Raw genomic sequence first — 11,412 nt, 5'->3', positions numbered from 1 at the left:
GAGGGGCCGGGCCGGACGGTGCCGTGGCTGCGACCACCGTCCGGCCCGGAGTGTGCGGGGCTGGGGTTTCAGGCCGCCTGCTCGTGTTCGCAGGCGTCCTCGATGCCGTACGTCTCCCAGTCGGGGAAGTCGTCTTCGGCGGGAACCGTCTCGCCGGGCACCAGCAGGCAGGCGTCGAGGGCCGCCCGGAGGGCGTCGGCGCGCAGGCCGGTGCCGATGAAGACCAGTTCCTGGCCCTGAGTGGTCTCCGGGCCGCGAGCGCCGGACGGTTCGAACCGGGCGACGGCGCCGGCCTGGGACCACAGTCCGGTCACCCGGGGCCGGCTGGCGAGCCAGAAGAATCCCTTGGAGCGCAGGACGCGTCCGAACGTACCGCTGTCGAGGCCCTTGGTGACGAACGCCCACAGCCGTCCGGGGTGGAAGGGCAGGTCGGACCGGAACACCAGCGAGGAGATGCCGTACTCCTCGGTCTCCGGCACGTGGTCGCCGTTGAGCTCCTTCACCCAGCCGGGGGCCTGCTGCGCCTTCTCCACGTCGAACAGGCCGGTGCCCAGGAGGTGTTCGAGGGGGACCTGCCCGCGTACGGCGGGGACGATCCGCGCCTCCGGATTCAGCCGGGACAGCGTGGCGCGCAGCCGGCGCGCCTCGTCCGGCCCCACCAGGTCGAGCTTGTTGAGCACGATGACGTCGGCGAACTCGACCTGGTCCATGAGCAGGTCGCTGACGGTGCGCTCGTCGTCCTCGTATTGGTCGAGGCCGCGCGCGACGAGTTCGTCGCCGCCGCCGAGTTCCGTCAGGAAGTTCGCTGCGTCCACGACGGTCACCATCGTGTCCAGGCGGGCGAGGTCGCCGAGGGTGGCCCCGTCGTCCCGGGGGAAGGAGAACGTCGCGGCGACCGGCATGGGCTCGGAGATGCCGCTGGACTCGATGAGCAGGTAGTCGAAGCGGCCTTCGCGGGCGAGCCGGTCGACCTCTTCCAGCAGGTCGTCGCGCAGGGTGCAGCAGATGCACCCGTTGGTCATCTCGACCAGCCGCTCCTCGGTACGGGACAGGGCCGCCTCGCCGTCGCGCACGAGCGCCGCGTCGATGTTGACCTCGCTCATGTCGTTGACGATGACCGCGACCCGCAGCCCTTCACGGTTGCCGAGCACATGGTTGAGCAGCGTGGTCTTCCCGGCCCCGAGGAACCCGGAGAGCACGGTCACGGGCAGCCGGTCGGTGGAGGTCATGAGCGCTCAGCCCTCCGGGTGGATGAGGCCGCGCTCGTACGCCTTCACCAGGCGCTGCGGGACCTGGTACACCACGCCGTCGACGGTGACCGGCACCAGCTGCGGCGTGGTCGCCTTCCACTGGGCGCGGCGGTGGCGGGTGTTGCTGCGGGACATCTTCCGCTTGGGGACGGCCATCGTGAGACTCCTTGGTCCGGTTCTGACCCGGAGAGGCTATATGAAAATGGATCCCATTCTCAATCCGGCGCCCGACCCCGTGTTGCCGCGCGGTCCCGGCGGTCCCGGGAACCTCGTCGCGCTCCTTGACCCCCGTTCGGCGCTCCCTCATGCTGTGTTGCGACACGTGAGATGTGTGCCGTAATGAGCAACGCCAATTCAAGTCTCGACCAGCCGAGGAGTGGCCATGACGCACCAGGTCCGTGCTGTCGTCGCGCGGGGCAAGGGCGCCCCCGTCAGCCTGGAAACGATCATCGTGCCTGACCCGGGTCCGGGTGAGGCACTGGTGAAGATCGAGGCCTGCGGGGTCTGCCACACCGACCTGCACTATCGCGAGGGGGGCATCAACGACGACTTCCCGTTCCTGCTGGGCCATGAGGCCGCGGGCATCGTGGAGTCGGTGGGGGAGGGGGTCGCCGATGTCGCGCCCGGCGACTTCGTGATCCTCAACTGGCGTGCGGTATGCGGCCAGTGCCGTGCCTGTCGGCGCGGGGAGTCGTGGTACTGCTTCGACACCCACAACGCCAAGCAGAAGATGACCTTGCTGGACGGCACGGAGTTGTCGCCGGCCCTGGGCATCGGCGCCTTCGCGGAGAAGACGCTGGTCGCGGCCGGGCAGTGCACGAAGGTGGACCCGGCCGCGTCGGCGGCCGCCGCCGGTCTGCTGGGGTGCGGCGTCATGGCGGGCATCGGCGCGGCCATCAACACCGGAAACGTCGGCCGGGGCGACACGGTCGCCGTCATCGGCTGCGGGGGTGTCGGGGCCGCGGCGATCACCGGGGCGAACCTGGCCGGTGCGGCGAAGATCATCGCGGTCGACATCGACGACCGCAAGCTGGAGACGGCCTCGAAGCTGGGCGCGACCCACACCGTCAACTCCCGCTCCACCGACCCCGTCGAGGCGATCCGCGAGCTCACCGGCGGCTTCGGCGCCGACGTCGTCATCGAGGCGGTCGGCCGCCCGGAGACGTACAAGCAGGCGTTCTACGCCCGCGACCTCGCAGGCACCGTCGTCCTCGTCGGCGTGCCCACCCCCGAGATGACGCTCGAACTCCCGCTCCTCGACGTCTTCGGACGCGGCGGCGCGCTCAAGTCCTCCTGGTACGGCGACTGCCTGCCGAGCCGCGACTTCCCGATGCTCATCGACCTCTACCTCCAGGGCCGGCTGGACCTTGACGCCTTCGTCACGGAGACCATCGCGCTGGACGAGGTCGATAAGGCCTTCGAGCGGATGCACCACGGCGATGTCCTGCGCTCGGTGGTGGTCCTCTGATGGCCGCCCGCGTCGAACGCCTCGTCACCTCGGGGACGTTCTCGCTCGACGGCGGCGCCTGGGACGTCGACAACAACGTCTGGATCATCGGCGACGACCACGAGGCCGTCGTCATCGACGCCGCCCATGACGCCGACGCCATCGTCCGAGCGGTCGGCGACCGGCGCCTCACCGCGATCGTGTGCACGCACGCCCACAACGACCACATCGACGCCGCGCCCGAACTCGCCTCGCGCACGGGCGCTCCGGTCCTCCTCCACCCGGACGACCTGCCGCTGTGGAAGCAGACCCATCCGGACCGGGCGCCGGACGCCGAACTGGCCGACGGCCAGGTCCTCTCGGTGGCCGGTGTCGAGCTGACCGTGCTGCACACGCCCGGCCACGCCCCCGGGGCGGTCTGCCTGTACGCACCGGCCCTCGCGGCGCTCTTCAGCGGCGACACGCTGTTCGCCGGCGGGCCGGGGGCCACAGGACGGTCGTACAGCCACTTCCCGACCATCGTCGAGTCGATCCGGGACCGGCTGCTGACACTGCCCGCAGAGACCGTCGTGCACACCGGACACGGGGACACGACCACCGTCGGGGCCGAGGCTCCGCACCTCCAGGAGTGGATCGACCGCGGCTTCTGACGCCCGCGGGCGACCTCACATGCCCGCCGTTTCGGCTCGCGGCCATCGCGAGCCGAAACGGCGGGCTGTTGTTGTTCTTTGTGAGTGAAGTTGCGTGTGGAGCAACAAAAGGGGCGGTCCTGAGTGGCCTCCGGACGCCTTGACAAGGATTCTGGGCGACCTCAGACTGATGTTGCGCTTTCCGCAATCCGTTTCGCTATACGCACCGAGGTGTCATGATGATTCCCGCGTGCCGTCTCGAGGACCTCCCCCGAGGCGAGGCCCACCGGCTGGACATCGATCCGCCGGTTTCGGTGTTCCACACCGACGATGGCGAACTCTTCGCCATCGACGACACCTGCACCCACCAGGACGCGTCGCTCGCCGACGGCTGGCTGGAAGGCTGTGAGGTGGAATGCCCGCTGCATGCCTCCAGGTTCGACCTCAGGACCGGCGCGGTCGACGCCCCGCCGGCCAAGCTTCCGGTCCGGACGCACGAGGTCGTCGTCGAGGACGGAGTGATCCACGTCCGTCTGTCCACCGAGGCGCCCAACCTGCCGCCCTGCGTCTCGGCCCGGCTCGCCGGAGGTCCCGCGTGAGGACGGTCGCCGTGGTCGGCGCCTCGCTGGCCGGACTGTCGGCGGCTCGCTCACTGCGCAAGCAGGGCTACGACGGCCGGCTGATCGTCGTCGGGGACGAGCTCCACCGCCCGTACGACAGGCCCCCGCTGTCCAAGGGGTTCCTGGCCGGCACGCTCGGCGAAGCCGAACTCGCGCTGGAGGCCGACGACGAAGACCTCCGGGCGGAGTGGCTGCTCGGCGTCCGCGCCACCGGACTCGACCACGCGCGGCGTGTCGTCCGGCTCGGTGACGGACGGGAGGTGGCGGCCGACGGAGTCGTCATCGCGACGGGCGCCGCGGCACGCACGCTCCCCGGCTGCGAGGGCCTGGCCGGAGTGCACACGCTGCGCACCCTGGACGACGCCCGCGCCCTGCGGGACGAACTGGCCCGCGGCGGACGGCTTGTGGTGATCGGCGGAGGCTTCATCGGAGCCGAGGTCGCCTCCACCTCGTACGCCCTCGGCCTCGACGTCACCGTCGTCGAGGCCGCCCCGACACCGCTCGCCGGACCGCTCGGCGAGACCATGGGCGCCGTCGTCTCCGCCCTCCACGCCGACCACGGCGTACGACTGGAGTGCGGGGTGGGCGTCAAGGGGCTGAGTGGGGAGACCCGAGTCGACGCCGTCCTGCTGGAGGACGGCCGCAGCATCCCCGCTGACATGGTGGTGGTCGGTGTGGGCGCCCGCCCGAACGTCGAGTGGCTGGCAGGTTCCGGCATCGCTCTCGACAACGGCGTCAGGTGCGGCGCCGACGGCCGTACCAGCCTGGCCGGCGTGGTCGCGGTCGGTGACTGCGCCAACTGGTACGACCCACGGGCGGGTTGCCATCGCCGCGTCGAGCACTGGACCGGCGCGCGCGAGCGCCCTGACGCCGCGATCGCCACGCTCCTGTCGGGCGGTGCGGTGGAACCGAGGGCGCCCCGGCCACCGTACTTCTGGTCCGACCAGTACGGCGTGAAGATCCAGTTCGCCGGTCACGCGGCCGGCGCGGACAGCGTCACCATCGAGGCGGGCACCGTGGACGACCGCGACGTCCTGGCCGTCTACCGGCGGGCCGGAGACCCGGTCGCCGTACTCGGGATGAACCAGCCGCGGCTGTTCACGCGGATGCGCAAGCAGCTCGCCGCCGCCGCGTCCTGACATCGCCCGCATCTTGACACCGCTCCAGCGCCATCCCATGCTGCGGTTGCGTAGAGAACGCAGCGTTGCTCGATACACAACGCCGTCCGGAGTCGCTCTTCCCGGCGCGTGAATGACCCCTCCACGACGTTCTCCCGAGGAGTGCACCGTGAGCTCGACCAGCCTGCCGGACAGCCTGATCGCCACCCTCCCCGGCTCCTCCTACACGGACCCGGTGATCTTCGCCCAGGAACAGGAGCGCATATTCGAGACCATGTGGTTCTGCGTGGCGCGCGCCTCCGAGCTGGCGAAGCCCGGTGCCTTCCGCACCGTCGACGTGGGCCGCGAGAGCATCCTCGTCACCCGGGCCAGGGACAACAGCATCCGTGCCTACTTCAACGTCTGCCGGCACCGCGGGGCCAAGCTGTGCACCGAGGGGTCCGGCGAGGTGAAGCGGGCCTTCCAGTGCCCGTACCACGCCTGGACGTACGGCCTGGACGGCAAGCTGGTCGCGGCGCCCAACCTGACGTCGATGCCGGACATAGACCGGACCGAGTACGGCCTGGTGAACGTGGCCGTGCGGGAGTGGCTCGGTTATGTGTGGGTGTGCCTCGCGGAGAACCCGCCCTCCTTCGAGGCGGACGTGCGGGGCGCGGTCGTGGAGCGGCTCGGGGACCTGGAGTCGATCGAGCGCTACGGCATCGACGACCTCTCCGTCGGCAAGCGGATCACGTACGACGTGAAGGCCAACTGGAAGCTCATCATCGAGAACTTCATGGAGTGCTACCACTGTGCCACGATCCACCCCGAACTCACCGAGGTGCTCCCGGAGTTCGCGGATGGTTACGCCGCCCAGTACTACGTGGGACACGGCGCGGAGTTCGGTGAGGAGATCCAGGGCTTCACGGTGGACGGCTCCGAGGGTCTGGACCGCATCCCTGGGGTCGCCGAGGACCAGGACCGCCGCTACTACGCGATCACCGTCAGGCCTCAGGTGTTCATCAACCTCGTGCCCGACCATGTGATCTTCCACCGGATGTACCCGGTGGCGGTGGACCGCACGGTCGTGGAGTGCGACTGGCTGTATCTGCCGCATGTCGTGGAGAGCGGCAAGGACGTCAGCCGGTCCGTGGAACTCTTCGACCGGGTCAACCGGCAGGACTTCGACGCCTGTGAGCGCACGCAGCCCGGAATGAGCTCCCGGATGTATGCCAAGGGCGGCGTGCTGGTGCCCAGCGAGCACCACATCGGCGCGTTCCACGACTGGGTGGACGAGCGCCTGGGCAGCCCTCAGGGGTGACTCAGCCCAGGTAGCCCATCCGGTGGCTGATCTCGTCGGCGCCCTTGCGCAGGACCGGGGAGAGTTCGTGCAGGCGCTGCTCGGTCAACCGGTATCCGGGTCCGGAGGCGCTGAGTGCCGCGATGACCCGGCCGTCCCGGTCGCGCACCGGGGCGGCCATCGCGTGCAGGCCGAGCTCCAGCTCCTCCAGAGTGAAGGCGTAGCCCCGCTCGCGAGCCTCGGCGAGGTTCTTCTCGAGCTTCGTCTTCGCGGTGATGGTGTGCGGGGTGACCTTCTTCAGGCCGGCGGCGGACAGCAGCGCGGCGCGCTCCTTCGCGGGCATGTGCGCCAGCAGGATCTTGCCGCTGGAGGTGGCGTGCAGGGGGGTCAGCTGACCGACCCAGTTGTGCGCGGTGATCGCTCCCGGACCGCGTACCTGGTACAGGTTGATCGCATACTGCTCCTGCATCACGGCGATGTTCACCGTCTCGCCGAGCTCCTCGGCGAGACGCTCGCAGACCGGGCGGCCCTGCTGGGTGATGTCGATACGGCCGGTGACCGCGCCGGCCAGGCGGACGATGCCGAAGCCGAGCCGGTACTTGCCGCGCTCACCGGCCTGCTCCACCAGACCGCGCACCTCCAGGGCGCCGAGCAGGCGGAAGGCCGTGGACTTGTGCACGTCGATCTCGGCCGCGACCTCGCTGACGCCCGCCTCGCCACGCTGCGCGAGGATCTCCAGGACGCTGATGGCGCGGTCGACGGACTGCACGCCGCCGGTCTGCGGACTTGACGTTTCTGTGTCAGGGCTATGGTTGCTCACAGTGAAACTATACGCGTAGTAAACAACTTCCCTCCCAGTGGGACACGCCGGAACGAAGTCGTGAAAGTTGCGCCGTCCGCAACCTGGTGCGTATCGCGCGACCGGGTCTACCATGCCTCGCATATCTACGGCGCGAGCGAGACGAGGCACTATGGCTTCCCTCCAATACGACTTCGTCATCGTCGGCGGCGGTTCCGCCGGCAGTGCACTGGCGAACAGGCTCTCCGCGGACCCGGCGAACCGGGTGCTGGTACTGGAAGCGGGCCGGTCGGACTATCCGTGGGATGTCTTCATCCACATGCCCGCGGCGCTGACCTACCCGATCGGCAGCCGGTTCTACGACTGGAAGTACGAGTCCGAGCCCGAACCCCACATGGGCGGCCGGCGCATCTACCACGCGCGGGGCAAGGTGCTGGGCGGCTCCAGCAGCATCAACGGCATGATCTTCCAGCGCGGCAACCCCATGGACTACGAGCGCTGGGCGGCCGACCCCGGGATGGAGACCTGGGACTACGCGCACTGCCTGCCGTACTTCCGGCGGATGGAGAACTGCCTGGCGGCCGACCCGGACGACGAGTTCCGCGGCCACGACGGCCCCCTCGTCCTGGAGCGCGGCCCGGCGGCCAATCCCTTGTTCGGGGCCTTCCTCAAGGCCACCCAGGAGGCGGGATACGCCCCCACCGACGACGTCAACGGCTACCGGCAGGAAGGCTTCGCCGCGTTCGACCGCAACGTCCATCGCGGCCGCAGGCTGTCGGCCTCGAAGGCGTACCTCAAGCCCGCGATGAAGCGGCCGAACCTCACCGTCCGGACCCGCGCCCCCGTCACCCGCGTCCTCTTCGAGGGCAAGCGAGCCGTCGGCGTCGAGTACCAGCGCGGCAAGGGTGCGCTCCAGCAGGTCCGCGCCAGGGAGGTCATCCTGTGCGGCGGTGCCATCAACTCCCCGCAGCTGCTCCAGCTCTCAGGCGTCGGCAACGCCGAGGAGCTGCGCGCGCTCGGCATCGACGTCGTCCACGACCTCCCGGGGGTCGGCGAGAACATGCAGGACCACCTGGAGGTGTACATCCAGTACGCCTGTAAGCAACCCGTCTCCATGCAGCCGTACCTGGCGAAGTGGCGGGCCCCCTTCATCGGACTGCAGTGGCTGTTCAGGAAGGGCCCGGCCGCGACCAACCACTTCGAGGCCGGCGGCTTCGCCCGCAGCAACGAGGACGTGGACTACCCCAACCTGATGTTCCACTTCCTGCCCATCGCGGTCCGCTACGACGGCTCCGTTCCCGCCGGCGGCCACGGTTACCAGGTCCACGTCGGGCCCATGTACTCCGACGCCGTCGGCTCCGTGAAGATCAAGAGCAGGGACCCGCGCGAGCACCCGGCGCTGCGGTTCAACTACCTCTCCACCGAGCAGGACCGCCGTGAGTGGGTCGAGGCGATCAGGGTGGCCCGCAGGATCCTCAACCAGCCCGCGCTCGCTCCCTACAACGACGGGGAGATCTCGCCCGGACCGTCGGTGGAGACGGACGAGGAGATCCTCGCGTGGGTGGCCAAGGACGGCGAGACCGCCCTGCACCCGTCCTGCACCTGCAAGATGGGCACCGACGACATGTCCGTCGTCGATCCCACGAGCATGCGGGTCCACGGCGTGGAGGGCCTGCGCGTGGTCGACGCGTCGGTGATGCCGTACGTCACCAACGGCAACATCTACGCCCCGGTGATGATGGTCGCCGAGAAGGCCGCCGACCTGATCCTCGGCAAGGAGCCGCAGGCGCCGTCGAAGGCCGTGTACCACCGCCATCGTGACGTCCAGAGGCAGACGGACTAGGTGGTGAGCGCGACAGGGCTGAGGGCGCTGCTGGAGAGCGTCCGCTACGAGGTGCTGCCCGCGAAGGCGACCGAGGACAAGGTCCTCGCCCATGTCCCGCGCGACGTCGTCGTCACCGTGACGGCGTCGCCGGTCAAGGGCCTGGAGCCGACCCTCGACCTCGCCTCCCGGCTCGCCGCGCAGGGCTACCGGGTCGTCCCGCACGTGCCGGCCCGGCTGCTGCGGGACGACCTGCACCTGAAGGAGGTCACGGGCCGGCTCCTCGAGGCGGGCGTCGACGACGTGTTCGTCCCGGCCGGCGATTCCGACCCGCCCGCCGGCGCCTACGACGGTGCGCTCCCGGTGCTCCGCCGACTGAGCGAGCTGGGCAGCCCCTTCGCCCGCGTCGGGATCACCGGCTACCCCGAGAGCCATCCGCTCATCCCCGACGACGTCACCGTCCAGGCGATGTGGGACAAGCGCGAGCACGCCACGTACATCGTGAGCAATCTGTGCTTCGACCCACGGGTGCTGGGGGAGTGGCTCGTTCGCATACGGCGCCGGGACGTCACCCTGCCGGTCCATGTGGGTGTCGCGGGGCCCGTGCAGCGGGCGAAGCTGCTGGCGACGGCCACGAAGATCGGGGTGGGGGAGTCGACGCGCTTCCTGACGAAGCACACCTCGTGGTTCGTGCGCTTCGCGGCGCCCGGAGGGTATGCCCCCGAGCGGCTGCTGTCCCGTACCGAGGAGTTCCTCACGGCGCCCTCGGCCGGGGTGGCCGGCCTGCACCTGTTCACGTTCAACCAGATCGCCGAGACGGAGCGGTGGCGCCGCGCGCTGCTGGACCGGTCGAGCGGCTGAACATCGTCATCCGCCAACCTCTTGACGCCGGCACGCCCATTCGACACTGTGTTCCACCACAAGCAATTGGGTGCATGATGCGCAACGGCGTTCTATGGAAAGGCTCGTCGCGTGGCAGACCTGTACATGGATGGCGAATGGCGGGACGCGGTGGCCGGCGGTCACCGGGAGATCCGATGTCCCGCTGACGGGACCCTCGCCGCGACCGTCTCCGAGGGCACGCGTACCGACACCGAGGCGGCGATCGCCGCGGCACGGCGCGCCTTCGACGCGGGGCGATGGCCGAGCAGCCCCGAGCGGGAGCGCGGCGCGCTGCTGTTGCGCACCGCCGACATCATCGAGCGCGACGCCAAGGAGTTCGCCCGCGCCGAGTCCCTGGACACCGGCAAGCGGCTGGTGGAGAGCGAGTACGACATCGCCGATGTCGTCTCCTGCTTCCGCTACTACGGCGGCCTCGGCGGCGCCGACGCCGGCCGTGTGATCGACACGGGCCGGGACGACGCCGTGAGCCGCGTCGTGTACGAGCCGATCGGCGTGTGCGGACTGATCACGCCCTGGAACTACCCGCTGTTGCAGGCCAGTTGGAAGGTCGCTCCGGCGCTGCTCGCCGGTAACACGATCGTCCTCAAGCCCAGCGAGCTCACCCCCTCCACCTCCATCCTGCTGATGAAGGCACTTCAGGAGGCCGGACTCCCGGCCGGCGTCGCGAACCTCGTCCTGGGCACCGGGCCCGAGGTCGGCGCGCCGCTGTCCGAGGACCCCGCCGTCGACATGGTCTCCTTCACCGGAGGCCTGGAGACCGGCAAGCGGATCATGGCCACCGCCGCCGCGACCGTGAAGAAGGTCGCGTTGGAGCTGGGCGGCAAGAATCCCAACGTCGTCTTCGCCGACGCCGACTTCGAGACGGCCGTCGACTTCGCCCTCACGGCCGTCTTCCTGCACTCGGGGCAGGTCTGCTCGGCCGGAGCCCGGCTGATCGTCGAGGACTCGCTGCATGACGCGTTCGTCGACGAGGTGGTCCGCCGCGCCCGGCAGATCCGGCTGGGCGGGCCCTTCGACCCCGCGGCCGAGACCGGAGCACTGATCTCCGCGCAGCACCTGGAGAAGGTCGAGGCATACGTCGCGGCCGGCCTCGCCGAGGGCGCCGTACTGCGCTGTGGCGGCGCCCGGCCCGATGATCCGGCCCTGGGAGGCGGCCACTACTACCCGCCGACCGTGCTCGACGAGTGCCGGCAGGACATGCGGGTGGTGCACGAGGAGTCCTTCGGGCCCGTGCTCACCGTGGAGCGCTTCAGCGGCGAGGACGACGCCGTACGCATCGCCAACGACACCGAGTACGGACTCGCCGGCGCGGTGTGGACGCAGGACGCGGGGAAGGCCCAGCGGGTCGCCCGGCGGCTGCGCCACGGCACGGTGTGGATCAACGACTACCACCCTTATGTGCCGCAGGCGGAATGGGGTGGCTTCGGGCACTCGGGCGTGGGCCGCGAGCTGGGACCGACCGGCCTGAACGAGTACCGAGAGCCCAAACACATCTGGCAGAACATCCAACCTCGGCCGCAGCACTGGTTCCGCGGCTGAACGCCG

At 69.9% G+C, this 11,412-nt stretch carries 11 protein-coding genes; 8 read left to right on the top strand and 3 right to left on the bottom strand.

Going from position 1 to position 11,412, the window contains the following annotated elements; translation table 11 throughout:
- Positions 1 to 68: 68 nt before the first annotated feature.
- Positions 69 to 1,229: a GTP-binding protein gene (locus tag ACF06X_RS06575; protein WP_392286099.1), complete on the bottom strand. Its 1,161-nt coding sequence runs from the start codon at positions 1,227 to 1,229 to the stop codon at positions 69 to 71.
- A gap of 6 nt (positions 1,230 to 1,235) precedes the next feature.
- Positions 1,236 to 1,406, bottom strand: a complete 171-nt coding sequence (gene rpmF, locus ACF06X_RS06570; RefSeq protein ID WP_132918099.1) for a 50S ribosomal protein L32 — start codon at positions 1,404 to 1,406, stop codon at positions 1,236 to 1,238.
- A gap of 226 nt (positions 1,407 to 1,632) precedes the next feature.
- On the opposite strand from rpmF, the gene ACF06X_RS06565 reads away from it, so the two are divergent.
- The 5 genes from ACF06X_RS06565 to ACF06X_RS06545 all read left to right on the top strand — a co-directional run bounded on the left by ACF06X_RS06565 (position 1,633) and on the right by ACF06X_RS06545 (position 6,364).
- Positions 1,633 to 2,718 (top strand): S-(hydroxymethyl)mycothiol dehydrogenase, encoded by a 1,086-nt coding sequence (locus tag ACF06X_RS06565; RefSeq protein ID WP_392286098.1) that lies wholly within the window; start codon positions 1,633 to 1,635, stop codon positions 2,716 to 2,718.
- Entirely contained in the window at positions 2,718 to 3,347 is a 630-nt protein-coding gene (locus ACF06X_RS06560; RefSeq protein WP_392286097.1) for an MBL fold metallo-hydrolase, read from the top strand. The genes ACF06X_RS06565 and ACF06X_RS06560 overlap by 1 nt, the downstream gene beginning before the upstream one ends.
- Positions 3,348 to 3,562: 215 nt before the next feature.
- Positions 3,563 to 3,925: a bifunctional 3-phenylpropionate/cinnamic acid dioxygenase ferredoxin subunit gene (locus tag ACF06X_RS06555; protein WP_392286096.1), complete on the top strand. Its 363-nt coding sequence runs from the start codon at positions 3,563 to 3,565 to the stop codon at positions 3,923 to 3,925.
- Positions 3,922 to 5,085, top strand: coding sequence for an NAD(P)/FAD-dependent oxidoreductase (locus ACF06X_RS06550; protein WP_392286095.1), 1,164 nt, complete (start codon positions 3,922 to 3,924; stop codon positions 5,083 to 5,085). The genes ACF06X_RS06555 and ACF06X_RS06550 overlap by 4 nt, the downstream gene beginning before the upstream one ends.
- 148 nt (positions 5,086 to 5,233) lie before the next feature.
- Complete coding sequence (locus ACF06X_RS06545) at positions 5,234 to 6,364, top strand: aromatic ring-hydroxylating dioxygenase subunit alpha (RefSeq protein ID WP_392286094.1); 1,131 nt, start codon at positions 5,234 to 5,236, stop codon at positions 6,362 to 6,364.
- Between the two features lies 1 nt (position 6,365).
- On the opposite strand, the gene ACF06X_RS06540 is transcribed toward ACF06X_RS06545, so the two are convergent.
- Entirely contained in the window at positions 6,366 to 7,112 is a 747-nt protein-coding gene (locus ACF06X_RS06540) for an IclR family transcriptional regulator (protein WP_392286093.1), read from the bottom strand.
- 202 nt (positions 7,113 to 7,314) lie between these two features.
- Here ACF06X_RS06540 and betA point away from each other — a divergent pair, with 202 nt between their 5' ends.
- The 3 genes from betA to ACF06X_RS06525 all read left to right on the top strand — a co-directional run bounded on the left by betA (position 7,315) and on the right by ACF06X_RS06525 (position 11,406).
- Positions 7,315 to 8,985 carry a choline dehydrogenase gene (gene betA / locus ACF06X_RS06535; protein ID WP_392286092.1) on the top strand — a complete coding sequence of 557 codons (1,671 nt, stop codon included), beginning with the start codon at positions 7,315 to 7,317 and terminating at the stop codon, positions 8,983 to 8,985.
- Between the two features lie 3 nt (positions 8,986 to 8,988).
- Positions 8,989 to 9,825, top strand: coding sequence for a 5,10-methylenetetrahydrofolate reductase (locus ACF06X_RS06530; RefSeq protein ID WP_392286091.1), 837 nt, complete (start codon positions 8,989 to 8,991; stop codon positions 9,823 to 9,825).
- Positions 9,826 to 9,936: 111 nt separating this feature from the next.
- Positions 9,937 to 11,406, top strand: coding sequence for an aldehyde dehydrogenase family protein (locus ACF06X_RS06525; protein ID WP_392286090.1), 1,470 nt, complete (start codon positions 9,937 to 9,939; stop codon positions 11,404 to 11,406).
- The last annotated feature ends 6 nt before the right edge of the window (positions 11,407 to 11,412 follow it).

It is taken from the genome of Streptomyces sp. NPDC015346 (assembly GCF_043078785.1).
Taxonomy (GTDB): domain Bacteria; phylum Actinomycetota; class Actinomycetes; order Streptomycetales; family Streptomycetaceae; genus Streptomyces.
The sequence above is the reverse complement of the archived record's forward strand: the minus strand, read 5'-3'. Positions and strand labels throughout refer to the sequence as shown.